The organism is Candidatus Saccharimonadales bacterium (genome assembly GCA_035945435.1).
In the GTDB taxonomy this organism is placed as follows: Bacteria; Patescibacteriota; Saccharimonadia; order Saccharimonadales; family DASZAF01; genus DASZAF01.
This window is the reverse complement of record DASZAF010000031.1, coordinates 63222-89107: the sequence shown is the minus strand read 5'-3', so window position 1 is coordinate 89107 and position 25886 is coordinate 63222. Positions and strand designations below refer to the sequence as shown.

Annotated in this window: 25 protein-coding genes and 1 tRNA gene; 12 read left to right on the top strand and 14 right to left on the bottom strand. The window is 51.9% G+C overall.

Going from position 1 to position 25886, the window contains the following annotated elements:
* Nucleotides 1-103 precede the first annotated feature (103 nt).
* Nucleotides 104-3451, top strand: a complete 3348-nt coding sequence (locus tag VGS28_04825) for an ATP-dependent DNA helicase (GenBank protein HEV2413093.1) — start codon at nt 104-106, stop codon at nt 3449-3451.
* On the opposite strand, the gene VGS28_04820 is transcribed toward VGS28_04825, so the two are convergent.
* From VGS28_04820 to VGS28_04775, 10 genes are all read right to left on the bottom strand, one after another.
* Entirely contained in the window at nt 3446-5608 is a 2163-nt protein-coding gene (locus VGS28_04820; GenBank protein HEV2413092.1) for a type IV secretory system conjugative DNA transfer family protein, read from the bottom strand. The genes VGS28_04825 and VGS28_04820 overlap by 6 nt on opposite strands.
* Nucleotides 5609-5739: 131 nt before the next feature.
* Nucleotides 5740-6168, bottom strand: coding sequence for an ATP synthase F1 subunit epsilon (atpC, locus tag VGS28_04815; protein HEV2413091.1), 429 nt, complete (start codon nt 6166-6168; stop codon nt 5740-5742).
* Between the two features lie 3 nt (nt 6169-6171).
* On the bottom strand, nt 6172-7560 hold the full coding sequence (atpD, locus tag VGS28_04810) for a F0F1 ATP synthase subunit beta (protein HEV2413090.1): 1389 nt from the start codon (nt 7558-7560) through the stop codon (nt 6172-6174).
* A gap of 12 nt (nt 7561-7572) precedes the next feature.
* Nucleotides 7573-8445, bottom strand: coding sequence for an ATP synthase F1 subunit gamma (gene atpG / locus VGS28_04805; GenBank protein HEV2413089.1), 873 nt, complete (start codon nt 8443-8445; stop codon nt 7573-7575).
* Entirely contained in the window at nt 8442-10010 is a 1569-nt protein-coding gene (gene atpA / locus VGS28_04800) for a F0F1 ATP synthase subunit alpha (protein HEV2413088.1), read from the bottom strand. The genes atpG and atpA overlap by 4 nt, the downstream gene beginning before the upstream one ends.
* An 8-nt stretch (nt 10011-10018) precedes the next feature.
* Complete coding sequence (locus VGS28_04795) at nt 10019-10414, bottom strand: F0F1 ATP synthase subunit delta (protein HEV2413087.1); 396 nt, start codon at nt 10412-10414, stop codon at nt 10019-10021.
* Nucleotides 10411-10959, bottom strand: coding sequence for a F0F1 ATP synthase subunit B (atpF, locus tag VGS28_04790; GenBank protein HEV2413086.1), 549 nt, complete (start codon nt 10957-10959; stop codon nt 10411-10413). The genes VGS28_04795 and atpF overlap by 4 nt, the downstream gene beginning before the upstream one ends.
* Before the next feature lie 19 nt (nt 10960-10978).
* Nucleotides 10979-11194: an ATP synthase F0 subunit C gene (locus VGS28_04785; GenBank protein HEV2413085.1), complete on the bottom strand. Its 216-nt coding sequence runs from the start codon at nt 11192-11194 to the stop codon at nt 10979-10981.
* A 49-nt stretch (nt 11195-11243) separates the two neighbouring features.
* Nucleotides 11244-12092, bottom strand: a complete 849-nt coding sequence (atpB, locus tag VGS28_04780; protein ID HEV2413084.1) for a F0F1 ATP synthase subunit A — start codon at nt 12090-12092, stop codon at nt 11244-11246.
* A complete protein-coding gene (locus tag VGS28_04775; protein HEV2413083.1) occupies nt 12093-12347 on the bottom strand; it encodes an AtpZ/AtpI family protein in 255 nt (84 codons plus the stop codon).
* A 109-nt stretch (nt 12348-12456) separates the two neighbouring features.
* On the opposite strand from VGS28_04775, the gene VGS28_04770 reads away from it, so the two are divergent.
* Nucleotides 12457-12702: a glutaredoxin domain-containing protein gene (locus tag VGS28_04770; protein ID HEV2413082.1), complete on the top strand. Its 246-nt coding sequence runs from the start codon at nt 12457-12459 to the stop codon at nt 12700-12702.
* A 4-nt stretch (nt 12703-12706) separates the two neighbouring features.
* Nucleotides 12707-13273 carry a cob(I)yrinic acid a,c-diamide adenosyltransferase gene (locus VGS28_04765; GenBank protein HEV2413081.1) on the top strand — a complete coding sequence of 189 codons (567 nt, stop codon included), beginning with the start codon at nt 12707-12709 and terminating at the stop codon, nt 13271-13273.
* On the opposite strand, the gene VGS28_04760 is transcribed toward VGS28_04765, so the two are convergent.
* The gene (locus tag VGS28_04760; GenBank protein ID HEV2413080.1) at nt 13270-14325 is read right to left on the bottom strand and encodes a hypothetical protein; all 1056 of its coding nucleotides are present in this window, start codon (nt 14323-14325) and stop codon (nt 13270-13272) included. The two genes, VGS28_04765 and VGS28_04760, sit on opposite strands and share 4 nt — an antisense overlap.
* A 105-nt stretch (nt 14326-14430) precedes the next feature.
* On the opposite strand from VGS28_04760, the gene VGS28_04755 reads away from it, so the two are divergent.
* Complete coding sequence (locus VGS28_04755) at nt 14431-14859, top strand: hypothetical protein (GenBank protein HEV2413079.1); 429 nt, start codon at nt 14431-14433, stop codon at nt 14857-14859.
* Here the strand turns inward: VGS28_04755 and VGS28_04750 are convergent.
* On the bottom strand, nt 14786-15481 hold the full coding sequence (locus VGS28_04750; protein HEV2413078.1) for a glycosyltransferase family A protein: 696 nt from the start codon (nt 15479-15481) through the stop codon (nt 14786-14788). The two genes, VGS28_04755 and VGS28_04750, sit on opposite strands and share 74 nt — an antisense overlap.
* Nucleotides 15482-15516: 35 nt before the next feature.
* Here VGS28_04750 and VGS28_04745 point away from each other — a divergent pair, with 35 nt between their 5' ends.
* From VGS28_04745 to VGS28_04730, 4 genes are read left to right on the top strand one after another with little or no spacing between them, the layout of a single operon-like run.
* Complete coding sequence (locus tag VGS28_04745; GenBank protein HEV2413077.1) at nt 15517-16635, top strand: hypothetical protein; 1119 nt, start codon at nt 15517-15519, stop codon at nt 16633-16635.
* Nucleotides 16636-16674: 39 nt separating this feature from the next.
* On the top strand, nt 16675-17523 hold the full coding sequence (locus VGS28_04740; GenBank protein ID HEV2413076.1) for a deoxyribonuclease IV: 849 nt from the start codon (nt 16675-16677) through the stop codon (nt 17521-17523).
* Between the two features lie 25 nt (nt 17524-17548).
* Complete coding sequence (locus VGS28_04735; GenBank protein HEV2413075.1) at nt 17549-18325, top strand: hypothetical protein; 777 nt, start codon at nt 17549-17551, stop codon at nt 18323-18325.
* Between the two features lie 21 nt (nt 18326-18346).
* Complete coding sequence (locus VGS28_04730; GenBank protein ID HEV2413074.1) at nt 18347-19594, top strand: hypothetical protein; 1248 nt, start codon at nt 18347-18349, stop codon at nt 19592-19594.
* A gap of 8 nt (nt 19595-19602) precedes the next feature.
* Here the strand turns inward: VGS28_04730 and VGS28_04725 are convergent.
* A tRNA-Leu gene (locus VGS28_04725) sits at nt 19603-19689 on the bottom strand.
* 58 nt (nt 19690-19747) lie between these two features.
* Here VGS28_04725 and VGS28_04720 point away from each other — a divergent pair.
* A complete protein-coding gene (locus tag VGS28_04720) occupies nt 19748-20935 on the top strand; it encodes a sortase (GenBank protein HEV2413073.1) in 1188 nt (395 codons plus the stop codon).
* On the opposite strand, the gene VGS28_04715 is transcribed toward VGS28_04720, so the two are convergent.
* Entirely contained in the window at nt 20932-22446 is a 1515-nt protein-coding gene (locus tag VGS28_04715) for a PEGA domain-containing protein (GenBank protein ID HEV2413072.1), read from the bottom strand. The two genes, VGS28_04720 and VGS28_04715, sit on opposite strands and share 4 nt — an antisense overlap.
* A gap of 178 nt (nt 22447-22624) precedes the next feature.
* On the opposite strand from VGS28_04715, the gene VGS28_04710 reads away from it, so the two are divergent.
* From VGS28_04710 to gltX, 3 genes are read left to right on the top strand one after another with little or no spacing between them, the layout of a single operon-like run.
* Nucleotides 22625-23803 (top strand): hypothetical protein, encoded by a 1179-nt coding sequence (locus tag VGS28_04710; GenBank protein ID HEV2413071.1) that lies wholly within the window; start codon nt 22625-22627, stop codon nt 23801-23803.
* Nucleotides 23804-23806: 3 nt separating this feature from the next.
* A complete protein-coding gene (locus tag VGS28_04705; protein HEV2413070.1) occupies nt 23807-24334 on the top strand; it encodes an AAA family ATPase in 528 nt (175 codons plus the stop codon).
* Between the two features lie 53 nt (nt 24335-24387).
* Entirely contained in the window at nt 24388-25782 is a 1395-nt protein-coding gene (gene gltX, locus VGS28_04700; protein HEV2413069.1) for a glutamate--tRNA ligase, read from the top strand.
* Nucleotides 25783-25886 lie beyond the last annotated feature (104 nt).

The following is a 25886-nucleotide window of genomic DNA, read 5'->3' as shown; positions in this document are numbered from 1 at the left end:
GTTTAATTCTCCTTAACAAATCCACGACCAGACTAGTACATGAAGCAGGTAAATACTAGTAAAGTTAACTTCAGTATATAGCCCATCGTCTACAATGGTGTAGATGACATCAACTGACACTTTTGACAAAGCATACGCCGCTCTAAATGACGATCAACGCAATGCAGTCGATACGATAGACGGCCCCGTGCTCGTTGTAGCTGGGCCAGGAACGGGTAAGACACAGCTTCTTAGCATGCGGGCAGCGAATATCCTTCGTCAAACCGACCTAAACCCTGAGAACATTCTCTGCCTGACATTTACTGAGGAGGCTGCACGCAACATGAGCGAGCGACTCAACCAAATTATCGGACGCCCAGCCTACGATGTCCCTATCATGACTTTTCACGGCTTTGGATCATCGGTCATCGGCCAAAACGGTGAATACTTCTTCAAAGAAATCGGCGCGGAACCATTCGATGAGATCAAAGAATACACCATTCTCGAAGAGATCTTTAAGAAGCTTCCGAGCGATAACCCGTTGGCCGTCCAGTGGGAAGAGTCATATTACTTTCTGAGAGGGGCTACCCGAGCCATCAGCGACTTCAAGTCAGACGGCCTGCTGCCCGAAGATGTTGAAGTAATCGCTCGAGATAACCTCAATTTTATCGCGTTTGCTAACGGAGTAGTTGCTGATCACGCAGCTGGATTTGTAAAGATCAACAGCAAGACCACGCCATCAAGTTTCAATGCAATACTCGAGAGCTTTAAACAGTACCAGGGTCCTACGTCGAAAAAATCATACGACGCATTTGAAAAGGTTAGCCCACTCAGCGAGCATATCGCCTTAGAGCTTGAAGTGGCACTTAACAGCTACGCAGAGTCGGGTAGGACCCAGCCACTCACCAAGTTTAAGGAAGCGTTCCTTGATAGAGACGGGCCGGACAGCTGGAAGCTGAAAGATACCGACGCAAACTTGAAATTACTGGCTATGGCTCAGATCTACCGTGACTATATTCGTGCCATACGCGCTCAGAACCTATTCGATTACAGTGACATGATTCTAAAAGTCGCCAAAGCTATGGAAGACAACGATGAACTACGCCTCAGCCTACAAGAGACGTACCAGTACATCTTAGTCGACGAGTTCCAGGATACCAGTGGTTCACAGCTGCGTCTCCTTAAAGCCCTAACGGATAACCCTGTCAACGAAGACCGGCCGAACATTATGGCCGTGGGTGATGACAACCAAGCTATCTATAGCTTCCAGGGCGCCAATACGTCAGACACGAGACTGTTCTTCAACGAATTCCGTGAGACAACCGTAATTAAGCTAGCCAAAAACTACCGGTCCCACCAACAGATAATAGACGACGCAGCCTTTGTGTTGGGGGAGAGCGACCCGACAATCCAGGCGGTCAAAGAGAGGAAGACAGGTGATGGCGTCGCACATCATCGATTTGCTAGCGAAACACAGCAGTTCCAGTGGTTGGTTAACGAGATCAAAAAAAGAATTGACGATGGCGTCAAGCCTGGCCAGATTGCCATAATTGCAAGGGAACATAAGAGTCTCCAAGCACTGGCACCATTTCTGAGCCAGGCTGACATCCCAACCGCTTACGAGCGTAGAGAGAACATCCTCCAGACTGTGTTCATGCAGGAATTGATTCAGCTCACCAAGCTAGTCCTGGCGATTGCCAGAAACGACCAGAACAGTGCCGACGCTTTGCTGCCGGAGGTGCTGAGTTACAAATTCTGGGGGCTTACGACAGAAGCAATTTGGCAACTCTACCTTGTGAACTATCGTAAACAGAGGCCGTGGTTAGAGATCGTTCGCGCAAACGATGATAGACGTGCATCTGTAATCGCCGACTTTCTACTCACTTTAGCGATGCGAACAAAAGATACATCCTTAGAGACAATGCTCGACTACATTATTGGTGTCCACGAATTGCAGCTTGACTCAGAAGTAAACGGACAGACTACTCTCTCGTTCGTAGAACAAAGCTATACGTCGCCGTACAAAGAATATTGGTTCGGTGAGGAGCAACTACACGAACATACTTTTGACTATCTCGAACTGCTTTCTCACCTCAACTTTCTGCGCACCAAGCTCAGATCTTTCAACGGTAGGGGAGACTTTCAGACACTGAATGATTTCATGGCATACCTGACACTCTGTGAACATGCGGGCATACGGCTTGTCGACACGACTCCTCACAGGGAGAGGAACGATGCCGTTCAGCTCAATAGCGCTCACGGCGTTAAAGGGCTCGAGTTCGATCATGTCTTCATAATCGACGCCAACCAAGACAAGTGGGCGAGAAGAACATCACACTACGGACAGATCATGCTGCCATCAAACCTGCGGATCGAACGAGCCACAGCGACAGAAGGTGAAGACCGACGAATTCTGTACGTGGCTATGACCCGACCGGCTCGCGAGCTGGTTGTTACAGGCTACACGTCCTCGAGCAAAGGGGACGAACCCGTTAAGTTCTTGACGGCCGATGAAAACGGGAACATTCCCGAAGAACTGGTGCCCCGAGTACATGCAGTAGATGAGTCTAGCCATGCAGATCTTACTGATCAGATGCTCAACACTTGGTATGAGCGACACATACAAACACCGATGAAGCCCGAACTCCATGATCTCTTACTGCCGACACTCGAGAGCTATCGTCTAAGCGCTACGCACCTAGGTGCTTTTCTTGATATCGAGCGTGCTGGACCAAAACAGTTTCTGTTAAACTATCTGCTGCATTTCCCACAGCGTACCCGGCCGCCGCTTGCTTTCGGAAACGCCATTCACACGACACTCAAAATTGCCCATGACTCCGTAAAAGACGATGGCAGCCACCGACCGATAGAGGTCCTCATTACCGACTTTGAGCGAGAACTTCATCGCTATCGCTTGGACCCAGATGACGAAGCACGCTTAAAGGAACGTGGAGCCCGCGTACTGAATCAGTATTTCGAAAAACGCTACGACTCTTTTAAGCCGGATGAACGTTTTGAGTATGACTTTGCCCATCGGCGTCTTGTCATCGAGGGGGGAGTGCGCGTGACGGGCAAAATCGACCGCATCACACCTCTCGGCAACAATACCTATCGACTGACTGATTTTAAAACGGGCAGGCCGAAAGACATTTCCAAGAACAGTATCCAGCTGCACGGATATAAACGCCAGCTCAATCTATATAGGCTTCTCGTTGAAGAGAGCAGAGTCTTTGGCGCGAATAGTAGGGTGACTGAGACTGCAATCGACTTTGTCGAACCCGACTCACAAGGTAGACTGGCAGATCCTTCCACTTTCGTCCCGACAGACGAGGATATCGCCAGGCTTAAGCTCCTCATGAAAGCAGTCTGGGACCATATCATGAGACTCGACTTCCCAGATACGAGTCAGTTCGAACAGAACCTTAAGGGGCAGATTGCTTTCGAAAATATGTTGATAGAGGAGAGTTCATAAGAGTCGTATCTGACTATCGCCTGCGGCTCGAATCTCCTCGCCACCCAGTGTAAACGGTAATCTAGTGCGGCTTCCGAGTGTCATCTCGATGTGCCGTCGACGCTTCCCAAAACGTCGGTTGCTTGCAGATGCAAGGTGGCTACTTTTCCTGAGCTGAGGTGGCAAAGGTAGCGCTACGCCAGTCGTCGTCAATGGGCCGCTTGAACTGAATGTCCTAATAGCTAACTCGTAAGCAGCGAGTTGGCTAAGGTCTGTGGCATTTAGATGCGGAGTGAACATTTTCTCATAGATACGGGCATCGTCTTGGCCTAGTTGGAAGACGATATGAGTACGAACAGTGCCCAGAATGGCACTGCGAAGAGGTGGCGTAAGCTGATCAAGATACTGGCAAGCCAGAGTTAACCCAAGACCGAGGCCACGAGCTTGAGTCATGACGTCGGCAAGCTCAACTGGCAGACGAACTACCTCGCTAAACTCGTCGACATAGGCAAAAACAGGCGTGCGTTCTTGGGCTGGCAGTTCAATGCGCGTTAAAGCAGCCTGCCAAAGCGAGGTCATGAAGAGAGAACCGATAAGCGAGGCGCTCTCACTGCCGATCTTGCCTTTCGCCAGTGGCACGAGAATAACCCTCTTTGAATCCAGCCCTCTTCGTAAGTCAAAACCATTTTCCTGGCCAAGCAGAAGCTGGAGGGCTTTCCGGCTTGTTAAGGAGCGTATCTTGCTCAAGACTGGTCCTATCATGCGTAGCTGCTCACTTGGGCTGTTAGCCTCATACCAGCGCCAGTAGTTTGCAAGATGCCCAGGCAGACTGGCTTGGCTTATGATCATATGACGAAAAGCGGGGTTAGTTAGCAACTCCGGTACTTCGCAAAGAGTAAAATGATGTCCGCCTTCAGGCTTAGTCGTTAAGAGCGTCATCAGCGTGGAGCGCAAGATATCATCCGTTCTTGGCCCCCAGTAACTATGCCAGATCTGCTTACAGACGTGGAGTACATAATCCGCCGTCAGCTCAGACGCATGCTCGCTTCCGGAAGAAAACTGCAGCGGGTTAAAACCGATCGACCCGTCTGTGACACTCGGGTCGATGACAACTACGTCAGATTTTCTCTTGTCAGGGAGACGAGATAGGATGTCATCAACCAGATCCCCTTTCGGGTCCACTACAACGACACCTCTGTCTGCTTCAATATCTTGAACTGCCATGTTGGCGAGCAGGACGGATTTGCCCGTACCTGTCGGCCCGGTCACCGCCACGTGCGTAAGGCGTTCGTTTACTCCAAGCCGCAATAGGGTTCTGTCAGCTCCGCCGTAGTTACTGCGAGCCACTCGCACGCCGTCCGAGCTCAGGTCTTTTAGCGGCGGCAGCTGGCGAGCGCCGGTCCGGTTGACACCAGAGACATGCATGCCCGACAGCGGAAAGCCAAGCAGACCCTTAACCTCATCGGTGGAGGCATGAATCGGCCACCGACCGTAGGGCATCGTCCGACTTCTATGCCGTCGTAAAGCGACCAGGTCAGGAGTCGGATGACGGATTATGGCGTTTCGGCCGTTATTCATGACCTTGCATGAAGAGATCACTCGACTGAGTAGGCTATAGGCCCGCTTTCGGTGATAGGAGGCGACAATGACGCGTCCGCTCAGTCGAAACTGTGATGAGGCGTGGCCTTTTAGCAACCATTGGAGGTGGATGGCCTCTCCCTTTGAAAGCGGCTGGAGGGCGAGCAGAATAGCCAGTATCGATGAGTGCGCGCTGTCTGCTGTCAGCGGCTGGCCACGATGGGTCATTCTCAGCTCTGCCGCCACTACTTTGGCTCGTTGTCGTGCCAGTCTGGGAGATGGTATCGTTTCAATCCGAACTCCCAGAAAGCTGGCCCGCGTCTGTGAGATAATCTGAGGCTTGAGGGAGGCCGGCATTAGGAGATAGTGGTCAACGCCATTGTGGGTAGCCAGTATCTCCACGGCTATTGGTCTGTGAGTGGCTAGTGGGGCGATCATTGCCAGCCAACTGGTTATCTGGTCTTCGAGGAGAAGCTGAGGGAGACGAATCCTCACGGCGACGAGGCTACGTCGCCATTTTAGACCTTCCATGACCTTCCGGCCCATATCAACCAGTCCGACAGTTGCCAGGCTTGCCAGCACAAAGACGATTAGAAGCATTCCGCCCTCCGCTCTTGCCGGGCACCATTATTGCCATACTTTAACAGTCGCTGGCAACAGCGTTATTAGCGTAGTATTTACTACTAATCCGACCTGTTAGAAAGATCTTGACCTATGGGTCAAGATAAGCGTTATATGCCTCGTTGGTGTCGACGACGCAATTCAGCTACTTTGAGACGAACCTGTGAACGATCTATGGCTGCCTGCGCTTGATCTAGCGATACTTTGTCTTTGGCCTGCTCGCGCAGCTTGAGGGCATTTTCGAGTGCCTTCTGTTCAGCTTCGGCATGTACCTCACTACCATGGGCAGCCTCATCAACAAGAATACGTACACCGCTCTGATCGACTTCGATGATGCCGCCTTCGGTGGCAAAATGCTCAAACTTGTCCGAGGAGTCATGAAGTTTGTGGCGTACCGTAATAACGCCGGGTACGGCTAGGCTGACCAAAGGCATGTGTTCTGGTAAAACGCTGATCTCGCCGGTTGAGGTCGGGAGAGTAACCTCATAGACGTCCTCGTCGAACTTGACGCCGCCAAGTGTGATCAGCTGAAATCTCATAGTTTAACCTTTGACCTCTTCAATGGTGCCTTTCAGGAAGAAAGCGGATTCCGGTTTGTCGTCGTGTTTCCCATCCAAGATCTCTCTGAATCCTTTGATGGTATCTTTCAGAGAGACATACTTACCTGGCATGTTGATATACGGTTCGGCAACGAAGAAGGGCTGTGACAGGAAACGCTGGATACGTCTGGCCCTGTTGACAATCTGCTTATCCTCGTCTGAGAGTTCTTCCATGCCGAGAATGGCGATGATATCTTGAAGGTCCTTATAGCGCTGGAGGATCTTCTGGACGTCTCTGGCGACGTCGTAGTGCTCTTGGCCGACAATCTCGGGATCAAGGATGTTAGAGGTCGAATCAAGAGGGTCAATAGCCGGGTAAAGTCCGAGTTCCGCAAGCGCACGACTCAAAACAATCGTCGAGTTGAGGTGCGAGAAGGTTGTGGCAGGGGCGGGATCGGTCAAATCATCGGCCGGCACATAGACGGCTTGGACGGAAGTAATTGAGCCCTTTGTCGTTGAGGTGATCCGCTCTTGCAGTGCTCCCATCTCCTGCTGCAGGGTCGGCTGATAGCCAACTGCACTCGGCAGGCGACCGAGCAAGGCTGAAACTTCGGAACCCGCTTGGGTGAAACGAAAGATATTGTCGATGAAGAGCAGGACGTCCTTACCTTCGTCGCGAAAGCCCTCAGCGATTGTCAGACCTGAGAGTGCGACACGCAATCGGGCACCAGGTGGTTCGTTCATCTGTCCGAAGACGAGCGAAGCCTTATCGAGCACTCCAGATTCAGCCATCTCGTGATAGAGATCGTTGCCTTCGCGGGTTCGCTCACCGACACCGGCGAAGACCGAGTTACCTTTGTGGAACTTAGCGATATTGTTGATCAGCTCTTGGATCAGGACGGTCTTACCGACACCGGCGCCGCCGAATAGACCAACCTTGCCACCCTTGGTAATCGGAGCGATCAAGTCGATCACTTTCAGGCCAGTTTCAAGAATTTCCGTCTTTACGCTCTGGTCAGTCAAGGGAGGCGGCGTTTTGTGAATTGGAGCGTAGTACTTAAACGAGTCTGGTTTGCCGTCGATGGGTTGGCCAATGACGTTAAACATCCTGCCTGACGTCTCCTTACCGACTGGTATTGAGATAGCTTTGCCTGTGTCAGTGATTTGATCACCGCGTCGAAGCCCATCGGTACTCGCAAGAGCAATAGCTCTGACGGTCGCCTCACTGAGATGCTGTGCGACTTCAAGAACAAGTTTCTGCCCGTTAAGATCGCAGTCTAAGGCCTGATTGATCCCAGGTAAGTGTTTGTCGGCAAACTCTATATCAACGACGACCCCGATTATCTGGGTAACGGTCCCGAGGCGTTTCTTTGTTGCAGTCTTCGTAGGCATAGCTTCTCCTTCTTAGTCGTCCTTCATTGCTTCAGCGCCGCCGGTAATCTCAGCCAATTCCTGCGTAATCGTTGCTTGGCGGGCGTTGTTGTAGGCTAGAGTCAGATCATCAACCAAAGCCGAGGCGTTGTCAGTGGCATTCTTCATAGCCAGCATCCGCATGGAATGCTCTGAAGCGGCCGCGTCGAGCATGGCCTGATAGAGCTGCACCTCGATTAGTCGTAGGACGGCGCTATCAAGTAGTTCATCAACGGACGGCTCGAACTCGGCGGTCGCGATCGATTGAGAGACGGGTACCTGTTCAAAGCCGGCTGGCAAGATGCGATGGATGACCACCTGCTGGGAAAGGGTAGAGTGGTATTCGGTATAGATAAGATCAACGGCATCCACTTCCTTTTCCAAAAAGGCGTTAATGACCGTATTGATGATCGGTCGGATATCGTTAGCCGTTAAGGCATCCGGCATCTGATCATAGAGTCCGATGATCTCCGTCTCTTTCAGACGAGTAGCATGCAAGGCGACCTGCCGGCCAATGCAGATGGTCATGTTCTCGACGTGAGCACCGGCATCACTGTGAAGCTCTTTGAGATAGGTACGGATAACATTCCCGTTATAGGCTCCGGCTAGCACTCGGTCACTGGTTATTGGTACGAGTAGACGACTTTTAATCGGCCGCTCTTTAAACCAGCCGAAATCGCTGGCACCGTTTAGACGTCGTAGTTCAGTCAAAAGCTCACGGGCCGCAAGACTAAAGGCGCGTGGTTTCTCGACAGCCTCTTGGGCATGGCGCAGCTTACTGGCGGCAGCCATCTCCATTGCTTTGGTTATCTGTTTGGTGCTTCTAACCGAGTTGATCCGGCGTCGTATTTGCTGGGTTGAACTCATGACGCTTTCTGTCCACTCCCTTTAGTTTCGTCGGCCTTAACGGTAAAGGAGTGGAGCGCTTTCTTGGCGACTGTGAGCACCTTTGCCTTGGTAGCGTCAGATGGTTTATCGCCAATCTCAAGCTCTCTCATCTGAGCGGCAGCGTCGCTTTTAAGAGCAGTCAGGAGCTCCCGCTTGGCGTCACCGACTCGCTCAGACGGTACCTGGTCGAAAAGCCCTTCATTCGCTGCCAGAAGTAGCGCAACCTGCTCAGCTCCACTTAATGGGGAGTACTGCTTCTGTTTCAGAATATCGGTCAGACGCTGACCGCGCTCAATTCGTCTCTTGGTCTCCTCGTCGAGATCGGACGAGAACTGGGCGAAAGCAGCTAACTCTCGGAACTGGGCAAGACTGACACGGAGACTGCCTGCCACGCTCTTGATCGCTTTCGTCTGGGCGTTTCCGCCGACTCGCGAGACGGAGTTCCCAACTGAAATAGCCGGTCGAATACCCTGGTAGAAGAGGTTGGTTTCAAGATAGATCTGACCGTCTGTAATTGAGATGGCATTGGTCGGAATATAGGCTGCCACGTCACCAGCCTGTGTTTCGATGATTGGCAGAGCCGTTAAGCTGCCTCCGCCAAGCTCCTTCGACAGTTTAGAGGCACGCTCAAGCAAACGGGAGTGGAGGTAGAAGACATCACCAGGATATGCCTCGCGGCCAGGAGGGCGGCGGAGAAGAAGTGACATCTGACGATAGGCCACGGCGTGCTTGGAGAGGTCATCGTAAATACAAAGGGCGTGCTTCTTATTGTCGCGGAAGTATTCGCCCATAGCCGTACCGGCGTATGGGGCAAGGTAGAGCAGCGGGGCGGGATCGGCAGGGCTGGTAGCAACGATGATCGTCTGGTCCATAACGCCCTCACGCTTAAGCCGTTCGATCAGGGTGGCGATCTTGGATAGCTTCTGGCCAATCGCGACGTAGATGTTGACGACACCGGTCTTCTGTTTGGCCTGGTTGATCATGGTGTCAACAGTGATGGCCGTCTTACCTGTCTGACGGTCGCCCAGGATCAGTTCGCGCTGACCTCGGCCGATAGGAATCATGGAGTCAATAGCCATAATGCCAGTCATCAAGGGTTCAAATACGCTCTGCCTGTCAATAACACCAGGCGCTTTACGTTCAATCGGTCCGCGAGATGAGGCCTTGATTGGACCCCGTCCATCGAGCGGCCTGCCGAGCGGGTCAACGACTCTCCCGATCAGTTCCGGTCCTGTAGGGACATCCAAGAGCTTGCCCGTCAGCCGTGCCCGCGTTCCAGCTTTAACCTGCGAGTCATCACCCAGAAGAACGGCTCCGATCTCGTCTTCAAGTAGGTTGAGGGCGAAGGCTTTTACCTTTTTGCCAGTACTATCGTCGATCTCAATGACCTCTGACGAACCACAGCCGTGCAACCCGTAGATCCAGGCTACTCCGTCACCGACACGAGTGACGATTCCCGATTCTTCGAGCCCGCGCTCCTGACGCAGTGTCTGGATAGCATCCTGAATGTCTCTGGATAGTTCTTGAATTGAAAGTCCTGGCATATTTTCTCCTATGTCTGTATCCCTTGCAGTTGTTTCAGTTGGCGGCTAATCGTGAGGTCAAGCTCTCCGCCAGGTATCGACAGGCGAACACCTCCGATAAGACTCGGGTCGATCGATTTGCCCAGTTCAACGCGCTTCGCACCCGTCACGTGTTTCAAGTACTGCTTGAGGTCGGCTTCAAGGCTCTGACTCAGTCTCTTGGCACTCTCCATGGTCGCAACCAGATGTCCTGTCTCGTTGAAAAGCTCATAGGCGATATCCTGGATCAAGAGGTCGGCTTGATCGGTCATCCTATGAAGTAGTAGGTAGGCAGCCACACTCTTCATGAGTGGTTTCGGCTGACGACCGGCCAGCATCTCGCGAACGATAGCTTTAGCTAGACTACGTCGGCTGACACGTTTCACGCAGACTCCTTCTTATCAATAACTTTTCGAATCAGAGCCGCATCTTTTTCGACATCAAGCTTTTCATGGATGATCTGCTCGGTCGCCATAGAAACAAAACTAACCGTCTCTTTGCGGAGCGCCTTGCGAGCCGCTTCGATATCTACTTGCAGTTGACGGCGGCCGTCCTCGATAATCTGAGCCGTTCGAAGTTTGGCTTTATCTTCGGCTGCTTCGATCGCAGACATCGCTTCCTGCTGTCCGCGCTTTATAATCTCATCGGCTTCAGCCCGTGCTTTCATCAACATGGCGGCCGTCTTTTCCTCGGCGGTCTTCAGGTTGTCTTCGGCTTTCTTGGCATTAGCAAGGCCGTCCTCGATGGTCTTGCGTCGTTCATCAATCGAATTGATGATATACGGATAGACGAACTTACCAAGCACCCACATCAGAATCAGGAAGGCACCAGCCTGCACGACAAGCAGTTCCCAGTTGATCCCAAGACCCTGGAAGAGGTTGGGGCCAGCAGCTGCCAAGTAGCCCAGTGGTGAGTAGAGAAGATCGGTCATAGACTCTTTTGAAGTTTTCCTAACCCAAGAACTTAATAATAAGCGCGACCACCAAGCCGATGATGGCTAGGGCGTCGATGAACGACATAGTCAGGATCATCAGCGAGCGCAGTTTGCCGATGGCTTCTGGGTTACGCCCAGCAGCCTGCATGGTGCCGAGACCGACCAAGCCGAGACCGACTCCACAGAGTCCGGCGCTGATCGCGTAGGTTAGACCGAATGCGAGCTCATTCATTATTTATTTCTCTCCTTATTTACGATTACGTTGTTAACAGAGCACACTCTCATCTGCTTGCCGCCTCCGCTTTAAGCGTTCGGGTTGACACTTTGTGAGTCGGGTGCGTTCGTTCGTCAGTCAAATGTGAGGCATCCGGATCGGTCACGCCAATTGAGATATAGACCACGGTCAGCATGAAGAAGATGTAGGCCTGGATGGTATCGATCATAAGCTCAAAGACCATGAAGAGCGGCAAGCTGAGTGGTGCTGCCCAGTGGCTCAAGTAGGCAATCACCGCCAGGAGAACTTCGCCACCAAAGACATTGCCGAAGAGTCGGAGGGAGAGGGCCAAGCCTCTTGAGAATTCGGCTACGAGTTCCAAAAACCCCTCGAAAGCATGCATCGGGTCGGTGAAAGGATTTGGGAAGTATCGTTTGAGGTTACCGAGTAGTCCAAGTTTGCGAATGGCCCAGATCTGGGCGGTCACCATCGTAATAATGGCCATCGCAAAAGTCGTATTCATATCAGACGCCATGCCCCGAAAGAAAGCTGTTCCATGGTAAGTCACAGCTCCATTCAGGAAAGGCAAGAAACCAAGCCAGTTGTTAATGAGGATGAAGAAGAAGAGAGTCATAGCCAGCGGCGCTAGCTTCTTAGCTCGTGTACGGCTGCCAGTTACCTCAGTTATGGTGTCGAGCAGTGTCTCGAAAACCCAGACGATGCCGTAGTGTAGACGACTCCGTGATTTTCGCTTAATCATAATTACGGTTCCGAACATTATAACGAGCACGAGCAGATAGCCGACTGCTTCTAAGACCATCGAGTTGGTGAATGGGATGGGGCCAACATGGAAGAGTGTCTCCGCACCGATACTGACTTTTGGAGCGGCCGTAGCGAAAAAGGGGACTCCGACCATCTAGTGAGTCCCTTTCATAACTGCCTTAAGCTGCTGGCGAATGAGGAAGAAAGCGATGACGAAGCCGACCGCCACGCCGCTGAACGTAATCCACGGCTTAGTATGGTAGTGAAGGTCCGCCCAAATGCCGATGCCGGCGAGACCGCCGACTGGCACAAAAATCCGCCAGGTCGTATCAGCGAGCGTAACCAAGAGAAGTAACGCTGTCTTCAAGGCAACGTCATCCCGACCACGCTCTGCATGTGGACTCTGCATATACCTAAAATATAGCATGAAGTGGATATTGCCTCAAGTTAGCGACACTTATGTTGAGAAATCAGCGTGAAAAGGCTATAATTAATAGGTAAGAAACTTGGGTAAGACTATGGCAAAAGTTACTATCTACACCACACCTACTTGCGGCTTCTGCCACATGGAGAAAGTCTGGCTGAAGGACAAGAAAGTCGACTTTACTGAGAAAGACATCACGACTGATGTCGATGCCTATCACGAGGCGATCCAGAAGGCCAACCAGCCCGTTGTCCCCATAACAGACATCGACGGCGACATTATCATCGGCTTTGATCGTCCTAAGATTGAATCTCGTCTAAAAGAAGTTGGCGCGCTCTAGATATATGTTCGATGATTACAAGACCAAGGAGAGCGTGGTTCTTGTTTACACCGGAGAAAGCAAAGGCAAGACAAGCGCTAGTATTGGCCTGATGTGCCGGGCACTTGGTAACGACTGGCGGGTAGCGTATATCCAGTTCATCAAGCACTGGGAGGTTGGGGAGCACAAGTTCATACGCAGGATCCAGCCCGTCTTTGAGGATAAACTGACCTTCTACAAGGGCGGTAAAGGCTTTTACAACGCTGGAGAGATGAGCGCCAAAAACGTCTCCGAAGCCGAGCATAGGCAAGCCGCTCAAGAGACCTACAATTTTGCCCTCCACTGCCTCCGCTCGGGCGACTATGACCTCGTCATATGTGATGAGATTAATAACGCTCTTCACGATGGGCTACTTAACGACGAGCAGTACAAGACACTGATAACTGAGCGGGCTTCAAAGACAAGCCTCTGTCTGACGGGTCGAAACTTCCCGAGGGAGTTTATCGACCTGGTTGACATCGCCACTTCGATGACCAAGATAAAGCATCACTTTGACGAGAAATATCTAGCCAATAAGGGAATTGACTTCTAAGCTGCTGTGGCGGTAGGTTGTCGCTCGAGTGCCAGCCTAGGAATCCATGTGGTCCACCTGCTATCTATCGGGTTAGCCCCTTCAACGACCGCCCTCATTTCAGTACGCTCGGGTTCCAAGTCATCGCCAAGACCATCGATGGTTAACAGTTCTTCGCGGGCAAGCAGAGCAGCGCTTACGGCCAGCGTACCGGCGATGTGCAGCACCCCGCGAATGCGCTCACTTCTCTCCTCAAATGGAATCGGATAGCGAGTGTATCGGAGACCAGGTTCTCTGACTCTCAAATGTACGAAATCCTGATCGAGCTGGTTTCTATAAAGCCGCCGCAAGATCGAATCAGCTACTTGCCAATACGCGGTTCTCGCTTCCTGAGTACTGAGCTGTTCAAGGCCAGCCAGAGCGATGTCGGCCAGGTTAATGCGGAACTGTCCGTCTTCTTCGGGTACAGACGAGACAACAGATACAATATCTTCTTCTCGGACGCGTATTGTGTCGCCTCGGCGGGCAAGCTTCAGGTCCGGCGACATCACAAGTACCCCGTTCGCCCTGGTCGCTTCCTCAAGCTCAGCATGGTTCATCCAGAGGTCTTCACGTCTGATCGTTCGCATGCCGCGCTCGGCCTCTCTGAGCGCATCCTGGTGTTCTTGCTCCAGCCTACGGTGCGTCCACAGCGGCCTGCCGATGAAGAAACCGGCGGTGTAGCTGGCAGCCATGAAGGCCAGGGAACCCAACTGAGCCGCCGTGCTATTTGGCGCCAGTTCATTTTGAATGCCAAGGCCACCAAGGCCGAGAAGAAAGGCGCCGGCAGCACCGAGGCCGCGGCGGATGTAGCTTCGACGAGTTAGGTACGGCGTCTCGTTGAGAAAGGCCTCTTCGTCGTCAATCCCAACTGTGCCATAGCGTAAAGTGCTGGGGCTGGCATCGATGATGTAGCCGGCCGTCTCATCTTCCTCGGACTCCGGAGCTTCGACATAGATACAGCCGTTTCCGTGCTCATTGAGGTGCTCAACCAGCGGAGATGGGCGCAGTGGCTCTAAACTTGCCATCGTCATATCGATGACAATAATACATAGTTGCGACAAACACAATAAGGTGACTGAGTTTTATAAACAGATCACTGTTAGGCGAAGATAGATTGGCACGGTATAATGGGATCCATGTTCAGCTTCGGGAGGCGAGCTCTCCAGGCCCTAATCCTTACCGTATTTGTCGGCGGATCTTTTCATTTAGCACTGGTCTTCATTTCCGGTATCTTCGGGGGTCATACTGATAATCTTGACCCGGCCAGCTTTCTCGGTCTGACTTTGATCTCCCCATCTCTGGCTCACTCACAGACACTTTTTAGATTCCTATGGGTGGCTCTTTTTGGACTCTACTTCGTGTGCCTCTATCTGCTGGTCCGCTGGCGGAAGTACATCGGCATTATTACGTCATCTGAAAGTTACAACCGCATGCAGGACAAATTAGCTGCCCGAAAGCCACGTAAGAAAGTCGGCACCATTCTCTACAACGCTAGCTTGAACGTAGATAATAAAAACTATAGACCCAGCGCCAGACGTAGTTCGCTGAGCGACGAGGAGATTTAATATACGTCCGTGATGAGACGTAGGCGATGAGATCCGACACGAAGACGTTCTGCCCACACTTAGCCGCCTGATAACTTATATCCATATCCTCATGGATGCGCTCCAAGCCTGACATCTGCCGACGGATCTGCAGCCAGGTCTCAGCACGCAAGACCATATTGCAGCCCCTGATGAAGACCTTACCGCCCATGAAACGTTTGGTCAGGCTACCGATCATATGGCTCTCCAGATGCAAGAAGTGCTTGAGTGACGAATCGTAGATCCGTAAAGGCCCGGTAATGGCGACTGTCTTGAAGTGGCCAGGCACTTTAAAGTATTCCTGGACAACCTCGTTGTAGTTTTCTGGCAGTCGGACGTCGGCATCGATCCGGCAGAGAATATCCGCTCCGTGATGGGCCGCATAGTCAAAGCCACAGCTACGGGCAAACGACATTCCTTGTTGGGGTTCCTCGACAATTGTGACCTGCGGGTACTGCCTGACGATCTCCATAGTTCTGTCACGGCAGTTGTTGTCAACGACTACGATGCCGTCAAAGGGGACAGTTTGAGCCGTCACAGACTTGAGGCATTCGGCAATCGCAGCCTCTTCGTTGTAGACGGGTATGACAATAAACGTTTTCATTTTGGGACAGACATCCTACAATATAGTTCGGGTATATGCAAAAGAAAAAACAGACCGCTAAACCACTCGACCGAATTGTTACGTTGCTGAAGAGTCTTGGCCATTGGTTCAAACGCAATTATAAACGCATCCTCATTATACTACTCGGAGTGATCGTTGCCTGGTTGATCTTAGCCATCTCGATAGGTGTCTGGTATCAGCATAAACACCGAAATGATCCATTCGTTTTAGGTGTCTCATTCTCGGAAGACTACTCAGAGTCACTTGGGCTTGACTGGAGAGCCAACTACTTAGCACTCCTTAAGATGGGCTTTAAGAACTTCCGGTTGATGAGTTACTGGAACGATGTCGAACCCTTGAAAGGTCAGTATAACTTCACTGATCTTGATTGGCAGATGAACGAAGCTCAGGCGTATGGCGCCAAAGTCAGCTTATCGATTGGCCGCCGACAGCCTAGGTGGCCTGAGTGTCACGACCCCGGCTGGGCGGTCAATCTGCCAACTTCCGAACAGAACCAGCAGGTGCTCAGTTTTCTAAAGGTCGTCGTCGACCGCTATAAGAATAATCCGGCTCTGCAGAGCTATCAGCTCGAAAACGAGGTCGCCAACAGATTATTTAGCCCGTTCTGTCCGTCATTCAATAGAGGCTTCTTGAAGACCGAGGTAGCAGCAGTTAAAGCCATCGACTCGAAGCATCCGCTCATTCTCAACGCCAGCAACCAGTCCGGAATTCCGCTCTTTGGCCCGATTGGCGACGAAGTTGGATTCTCAATCTACCGCAAGGTGTATGCCAAGTTTGGCATCATCCACACGTATTTCTCATACAGCTTTGTCCCGACACTGTGGGATTCATATCGGGCTGGTGTTCTGGAGCTTCTCTTCCACGTATCGGTCTTTACTCACGAACTCCAGGCTGAGCCGTGGGGGCCAGTCGGTACGATCGATATGACGAGCGCCCAGCAAGCTCAGAGCATGACGGCTCAAGGGATTGAACAGAACGTTCAGTACAGTTACGGAGCGGGTATCCATACCATGTACTTATGGGGCAGTGAATGGTGGTACTGGCGAATGACCAAGTTCCACGACCCGTCAGAATGGAATATGGTCCACAGCATACTCAAAGAGGGACCATACCCAAAAACGATCCTCAACTGAGATTTTGGCTATCTGATCGTCTAACCGTATAATACGGATATGTTATTCGGTGCCCATCTTTCAACCGCCGGTGATCTGCCCGGCCTTCCGAAGCGAGCTCGGGATATCGGTTGCGATGCCGTCCAGTTCTTTGCCGGCAATCCGCGAGGCTGGCAGCAGAAAGTCTACACCAAGGAAGAAGGTGAGCGTTTTCAGGCGGCCTGCAAGGAGCAGAACATGATTCCGTTCATCCACATGCTCTATCTAACAAGCTACGGAACGACCGACGAAGCCTTACGACGAAAGTCCATCGACGGGCTTGGCAATATGCTGACGACTGGGACAACACTCGGTTGTATCGGCGTGGTGACTCATCTTGGTTCACACAAAGGAGACGGCTTCGACTCGCGCGTTCAGGCCCTTGCTGACGGGCTTCTTGAAGCGGTTGAGATAGACAAGGGTGGAAGCTGTTACGCAGTCCTCGAAAACTCAGCCGGCGCTGGTGGCAATATGGGCAACAGCTTTGAGGAACTAGCCGAAATCTTTAAGCGTACAGGCAGGCATCCTCGGATCAAGTTCTGTCTTGATACCGCCCATATGTTTACTTCCGGGATAGACTTCAGGACTAAGGCTGGCTGCGACAAGATGCTCGACGATTTTGATCGTCTTATTGGCCTCGAGCACCTCGTCGTTATGCATATCAACGACTCGAAAGCCGACTTCGATACGCACCGTGACCGGCACGAGAATATCGGTGACGGCTACATCGGCCGCGACGGCTTTAAAGCTATCTTGACCCACCCGAAGCTCAAAACGATCCCTGGTATCCTCGAAGTACCAGGACTTGAAGGCAAGGGCCCAGATAAAGCTAATCTCGATCGTCTCAGGGCAATCGTTAAAGACGCATAGGACACCACGCGTGACACCGGATGCGATGACGTACTGGCACAAGCAGGTGACAGATAGGCCTCTGTTCCCCGAGATCGAGTGGAACAGACCCGAACAGAAGTCGCTAGCCGGGAGGCTCTTGATTGTCGGCGGTAACGTTCACGGCATGGGGGCCGTTATGCAAGCCTATGAAGCCGCACTACGATCTGGAGTGGGGGAGTGTCGTGTCGTCCTGCCCGATGCCCTTAAGCGCCATATCAAGAGCGCGCCATTTGAGTGCCTATTCGTATCGAGTACGCCCAACGGGGGGATTAGCAAAGAGGCACTTGGTGATATCAAAGCCTATGCTAGTTGGGCCAACGGGATTCTGCTCATTGGCGACACCGGCAGAAACTCCGAAACCGCCGTAGTCATGGTCGAGCTGCTAAAGTTAGACATACCGACTCTCATTACTCGCGATGCGGTCGATATTGCCCGGCTGGAAGCAGGCGAATGGCTCAACTCGTCAAATCTCTGTGTCATGGTTACTTTTGGGCAGCTTCAGAAGATCTTTCAGACAGTTCACTTCCCAAAACTGCTACTTTTCAGTATGCAGCTTGCGCAACTTGTCGATACATTGCATAAGTTTACAATCACGTATAGGTGTCATATAATAACGTTGCATCAACAACACTTGGTCGTTGCGAGCAACGGCAAGGTAAGTACCACACCGTGCGGCGACAGCCTTGTGTTAGTAAAAGGCGCGAGGGCAGCGACCGCATGCGTTGGACTACTCCAGCAGCCTACCAAGGCTTTTGAAGTACTCACAAACTCTATGAGGTGACCTGCCCCACGATTAGTAATCATGGTGCACGCAGACATGTCCGATCCCGAACGTCACGAAGACTGGGTTCGGCAAGGCGACAAGTCGAAACACTACTTTTTATCTGGGCCATCTGCTCCGATTGATCTTAGACAGCTGCACAGAATAGGTGGAGCTCTAGTGGATTCCCCATATGCCGCCGACAGGGCCATGGCTGGTTGGCCACAGGTCGAAACGGCTTTCTGGTACGGAGCTCATGGTGGTTCAATCGATGGCGGCACAGCTGAAGCCGCTGGTAAGGTCGAGGCGCACTTAACAGAAGCTCAACGCCTATTTTCTACGCATGGTCCGAATACGGCAGGTGAACCCAGATTCGCCGATCGGCCGTTTCGTTATGAACTCGCCCTGGCGGCCCTCCCAATCTATAGTCAGTTAGCCAGACGAGGTCCGATCACCAGTGAGCACACCCGTGGCTATTCACTGGCAGTAGCCGGAGTTGCTGAGCGTGTCTTACATGCCTGGCAGAAGACACCGCACGACGAGGCCAAGGCGGCTCTTTTAGGTCTTACTCCAGAGCTCTTTGCAATATTAGCCATCAACCTCAGAGCACCGCATGATAGGTCTGGACACGCGAGGTATGTCGCTCTCAACTCTACTGAACGTCAAGACCGCTCTGCATACCCTGGTGCTATGTCTAGATCGGAAGATCTTGATAACGGAGGTAGATTACGCGAAAATTGGGACGTCTCTGTCGTTGGCTTACACGCAGAAGCGATACAAAACGTAAGCGGGCTAGACCCAGTCGCACAACTTCTGGTTAGCTCACAAGTTACTCTACCAAGCGGTCTCCATCATGCCCGAGATAATGGCTGGGTTCTGCGCGCTAAGATCCAGGCTGAGAACGGCCTTGCTGTCAGCTTTGTAAGAGACCGCCCGCCCAGAGAACCAAGGTTTAGGGGTAGCCTTGGTGGGGGCCAAGTATTGAAACCAAGTAGAAGACGGGCAGCTTCAGATAAGTGGAGTAAGCCCCTAGGTATCAGTGTACGAACTCGCGGCAGCGGTTATATACCGGAGATAACTTCGTGGGGCATTAAAGAGTGCGTTGGTACAACAGACAGAGATACGGCCCTAAGGGCACTTCGGATACTCATATCTGCTACAAGGGGCGAAGGTGGCTACACAAAAGCCTCTATGACAGAGTTGATGAGGTCGTTCAGGCGCGACATGGCCCAACGATTAGCCGCCACATCAGGGAGGTTAGCGATTGCGGGTAACGGTCATCAAGCATAATGTCAAAATGGTGCCGGAGGAGAGACTTGAACTCTCACGAGGTCGCCCTCACGGGATTTTGAGTCCCGCGTGTCTGCCAATTCCACCACTCCGGCAAATTGAGAAATAACCTCTATGATTGTACACTAATGAAAGAAGAAACAGGGTAACTTCATGGACAGGCCACTCCACATACCACCCCGTGATACGCCCCATCCGCAACCGCACCAGGACGAGGCTACTGACTTAATCCGCAAACAGATTGCTCAGATCTACGATGAGAGCGATCAGAAGAGCGGAGCTACTCCCGTGCAACCACAGGTCCAGCCCTCAGCTCAAACCATTCCTCCGACCTACCAGCAGACCTATCGGGAAGAACCGCCGCAGCCACCACAACCCGACTGGCAGACGTACCACAACGCCTGGCAGAGCTACTATCAGCAGTACTACCAGCGCTACTATCTACACCAGCTACACGCCCAGAAGCAGCAAGAGGTCGGACAGGCAAGTCCAGCCAAAGAGACACCTATCCATCAGCCAACTGAAACGGTCACCGGTAAAGCCGAACAGGAAGAAGAGGATCTTAAAAAGATAAAGTCGCGACTAAGAAAGGACGTCGAAGAGAGAGCCAAAAAAGTTCGTCGTAGTCCACATTTCAAACCACTAGTTAGTGGACTTGTGGTGGGGTTGCTCTTCTTGCTTGTCCAGTTCAACAGCGTTATTGCTGCCGAGTTCGAGTATTACGTCAGCCCGGGCACCAAAACAGACCAGGGTGGCTCTATAATCATTGACCCGACAACCGCTGCCGACATCGGACCAAACCCCGAGATCATCATCCCGAAGATCGGGGTCGACGTGCCAGTTGTCTACGGTATCACTTCATATGACAACACCGACATCGAAAACGGCCTTGAAAACGGGGTTGTCCACTACGGCACGACGACGTATCCGGGTCAGATAGGCAACGACGTCATTGTCGGCCACTCCAGCAACGAAATCTATGCACCAGGTAACTACAAGTTCGCGTTTGTCCTGCTTAGTGACCTCGATAACGGTGATGTCGTCGAGTTGAACTACCAGGGAACTCGCTATGTCTATCAGGTCTATAACAAAGCAGTTGTCTCGCCGAACGACTTCTCACTGATCGACACCAGCCCATCGACACCTACGCTCTCCCTGATCACCTGCACGCCGCCAGGAACTTCGCTAAACCGACTGATCGTTCAGGCCAAGCAGATCAGCCCAGACCCGTCTACAGCCGCACAGGCGATTCCACAAAAAAACAGTACCCAGAATAAGTCAGGGACGTTACCGGGAGCAAATGCTCCAACGCTTCTTAACCGGCTGACAAATATCTTCTAATGTAATTTCAGGTTCGTCTGGTAGAAACCGATGTTCCCAGGCTTGCTCTTTGATGGGGTAGAGAAGCTATAGAGCATGTCGTTGCCGTTATCGAGTATCGACTCTTCGTAGAGACTTGAGGAAGAAGGAATCATCTCTTCGTAGTTCGTGCCATCAAACTCCCACATCTCTAGCTGACCGTCGATAGCTGCGGCCAGGTGGAAGTCGTCGATCCAGTAGACGTCTTGAGCTGCCGGTAGCGAGAATGGCAGGTTGTAATCAAACTTTTGGCTCTCATAGAAGTCATAGACGATAAGGTGGCCACCTTGCTGGAGCAACAGGAACCGACCAGCTGCATCAAAGTCAACGTACTGCGGAGCGATATCGTTGATTGTCAGGAAAGGCTGAGTGGTAGCAGGGTTCTGCGGGTCCTGCCAGACAGTCACCGTATGGGTGGTGGCATCCGAGACAACGAAATAGCTGTGATTATCAAATTCGTTGTAGTCGACGAAGACATTATGGGTAGCCGGGAGGGTCTCGACAATCGTCTTCGTGCCGCCGATTAGCAGTCCCGTCTGTTGGACAGGCTGCGAGCCAGCTGAACCGTTGGCCGAAAAGGTCCGATCGTAGACAATCTCGTCACTGCCGTAGACCTGAAACTGCCGGATACCGTCAAGCAGGGCACCGGTTACCTCATCTGATGAGACATTCAGGCTCCTCAGGACATTGTCTGACGTTAAGGCATAGATCGTGTTCGGGTCGCTTCCGCTATAGTGCACCTCTGCAATCGGCAACTGGAAGAGCTGCGTCAGGTTGACGACAGCCGAAGGATCAGTGATGTCGAGCGAGAGAAAGTCCGCCGTAGTACCTGCAGTGTATTTCAAAAGGACATGCTGAGAGTCGAGTGACCATTCGAGGAACGACAGATCTCCGGGCACTGGTCCCGACTGTTGTGTCAGCGTCTGGGCAGGCAGCGTGAGGGTAGAGTAGACCAGCTTCTTCGGATTGCTCAGATCAACTAGCTCAATCTGATTCTTATTATTGGGTCCCTGGTCGAAGTAGAGCAGCAGCCACTGTCCGTTTGGCGAAACCTCGGCAAATGAGAGTTGATCAAATTTCTTGAGTTGGGATGGGTGAAGGCTGATCGGTATGAGACGGGGGTACGTTATCCAATGGACATGGCCGGCGATAACGGTCAGGTCCTTTGACCACGGTCTATAGCCAGGATAGCTAAGCTGTATATGGTAGAGCCCTGAATTAAGGGTTAGTCGAGCCGGTGCCGATCCCATATGCAACTTACCGCCATTGAAGACATAGTTGGCATTAACGGGTGCTGTCGAGAGCTGGACCAGCCCGTCTCTTACGAACGTCAACGTATCGCGATTGAAGCGGTAACCAAGCGCCAGCAGAAGAACGATGGCACTTAAGACAACCGTTACGGCCGTCATCAGACCATAGGTGAAGAAGCGAACAGCCATCTGAACGCGCTTCGATTCAAGATTGACCCTGAGCGTGGGTCTGAATGTAGGCATGTGAGGGAATATCCTTACTTTATATTTTCAGTCCTATTTATATTCAGACTTCGGTCGGCTATCTTCTACACAGTATAACGCAAAAAGACTTGCATGCAGACACGTTTCTCGATTACCATAGGACTAGCGTAAGCGCGTAACTCGGATGTGTAGAGTTGGGGCATAATTTAGATAGAATATGAAGCAAAAACAACAAAACGCCCTTGTTATCAATGGCAAAACATACGATGCGGTGACGGGGCTCCCAGTAGTACACCATAGGGTTCCAAAGACACCTTCTCAAGAGGTGAAGATTTCACCTGCCGCGCAACCGACACGTGTCGTCAGTGACATAGTGAGACCAGCTACTCCGGTCAACCGACCGTCAGCCTCAGTTTCGGCTTCTACTCATCATGCACACCAAGTCCCGCCTACTCATCACGCCGCTCATCACCAGCAAGCAACCGCTCCCTTTGCTGACGTTCAGGCGCGATCTATCCACCGGCAGCCCGAACGAACTCATGCACTCTACAAAGGAGTTCAGCACAGAGCCGTTGCGCCATCGGCAGGCCCAGTTAACGACATCGTAGCTCACAGAGCTCCATCTCATCTCAACAGGGCTGCCAACATACCACGGCATCAGGCGATCAACCACTTTGCCACCAAAAAAGAAGAACCGGTTGCTCCTGAGCCCATTAAAGATGAAGCCGTCGAGAAGTCTGCTGCTCTAACGCAGTTGACTCCTGCCGCAGTCGCCCAGGACGTGGCTATCCAGCCGCATAGCGCTGAAGGTTCACAGGCAATGTCCGAGAAGCTGGAGCATATGTTGGCTGACCACTCCAAGTCGCAACCTGAGACGATACACGGCAGCCATCATAAGGCCGACAGACACGAACACCGCGTTAAACAGTTCTTTGCCAAGCAGCCGAAGCTTCTCTCAGCAGCCACGGGTGCGTTGGCTGTCTTGCTCTTTGTTGGCTACCTTGTCTATCTCAATATCCCTAACATCTCGCTACGTATTGCTGCAAATAGAGCCGGCTTCTCAGCCACCATGCCAGCCTACAAACCATCTGGTTATAGTCTGACCGGCCCAGTAGCTTATACCGCTGGTGAGATTCAATTGAAATACGGCTCGAACGCGGCACCGGCGACGGCATATACTTTGACGCAGCGTCAGTCGACTTGGGATACACAGGCTCTTTTGCAGAACTATGTTACCAAACAGAGCTCTAACTACATGACCTATCAAGATGAAGGGCTGACAATCTATATCTATAATGGAGACGCTGCCTGGGTTAACGGCGGCATCTTTTACAGCGTAGCCGGTAATGCCAACCTCTCTAGTGATCAGATCCTCAATATCGCAACTAGTATGTAAGTTATGCGTGCATATCTAATTCTTGGACCGGCAGGCTCAGGCAAAACGACTGTCGGGCGAGAACTTAAACGACGTGGTTTTCATGTCACGGACTTAGATTTTGTAGATCGTCTCATTGACTGGACAGACCTTAGAAGTAGCAGGCAGATAGCAAAGGTGCCCGAACACCCTTACCAGCATGACTGGGCGCTATCCCATAGACGCGTATGGGACACCGACAAGATGAAAGAACTCCTAGCAGAAGTGGGCAATGAGATCGCTTTTTTCTGTGGTGGGGCAGAGAATGACCGGGATTTTTTCGGCTCATTTGAGCGATGTTTCGGCCTACATGTCGACGACGAGACACTCACGAAAAGACTCAGGCAACGTAATCCCAATAGATGGTCGGACGGCTCAAAAGAGTTGCAGAAACTACTCGCATGGAATCAGCGTTTCCAAGAGTTTTGTCGGCGTCACAGAGTTATTTTGATTGACAGTTCGCCGCAACCCGAGGCAGTTGCCGACACCGTTCTCAACTACATCCAGGAATAGCCAGGGCAGCTATCTTGCTTTAAGGGTGGCCAGTAGGTCATACTTGGGACAATATGCGTACACGTTTTGCCCCCAGCCCAACAGGAGCACTCCATAGTGGAGTCGTTCGAACAGCGTTATTCAGTTGGCTGCTAGCTCAACAGAGCAACGGACAGTTTATTCTTCGCATTGAAGATACCGATCAGAAACGTGAGGTTGAAGGTGGGGTAGGGAACATAAAAGAAACACTTAGATGGCTCGGGCTCGAATGGCAGGAAGGACCCGATGTTGGTGGTCCATACGCTCCATACCTACAGTCACAGCGCCTCGAAAAGTATAAGCAAGTGGCCGAAGAATTGATTGCGAAGGGCCTGGCTTATGCCGATCCTTACACGCCCGAGGAGCTTCAGGCGTTTAGAGAGAAAGCACAGGTGGAGAAGCGACCGTTCTTGTATCGAGATCATCGCCCAGAGTCACCACCGAAATGGGACGGTTCACAAGCACTGCGGGTCAAGTTGGAGCCGAAGGACTGGAGCTGGGATGACGCCATTATGGGCAAGGTCTCTATGGGCCCGGAGATGATTGATGACTTTATCATCATCAAAGCGGACGGTTTCCCAACCTATAACTTCGCGCATATTGTCGATGACCACGAGATGAAGATCACGCACATTCTACGCAGCCAGGAGTTTCTCTCAAGTATCCCCAAGTTCTTAGCCACACACGAAATCCTCAACTGGGACTCACCGGTGAACGCCACGGCGCCACAGGTAATGGACGAGACGGGCCGGCGTAAATTGAGCAAGCGCCACGGCGCCAAGCCTGTGCTCGAATACCGAGAAATGGGCTTTCTACCAGATGCGATTGTCAACTTCCTGGCCCTTATCGGCTGGAACGACGGAACCGACCAAGAGATCTATAGCAGACAGGAGCTCATTGAAAAGTTTAGCCTAGATCGAGTCCAGAAGAGCGGCGGCATATTCGATGAGAGACGACTTGTCTGGTTCAACGGCCACTATATTCGCAAGCTCTCGCTTGACGAACTTTACAGGCTCTCAGAGAAGTTCTGGCCCGAATCGGCCAAAGCGTATGACGACAACTATAGGCGGGCTGTACTCGAGCTCTTCCACGAACGCCTTAAGTTCCTGAGCGAGCTGCCAGAACTGACGGGCTACTTCTTCAGTGACCCAAAGATTGACATCGAGAAGTTGACGGACAGCCAGACTGACGAGACAGCTGCCAGGAAGTTTGTAGAAGCAACTATTGCCGAATTAGGGGAGAGCGATTTCAGCGAAGCGGACCTTGAACAACGAATGAGAGGGCTGGTCGACAGACTTGCCACCAAGCCGGGTGCGCTTTTCAAGGTTATCCGTATGGGGGTGACAGGTTCTACGGTTGCACCAGGATTATTCGAAACTCTCCATGTTATTGGAAAAGAGAGAACTCTTGATCGCCTGAAAGCACTCTAGAAATGGTTATCCTTAGGTAAATAGCCTATAATATCGGCAGGCACGATGAGTAAGAGTGGGCATGGTGACTGGTTTAAAGCGGTCATACCAGCACATGACAAAAC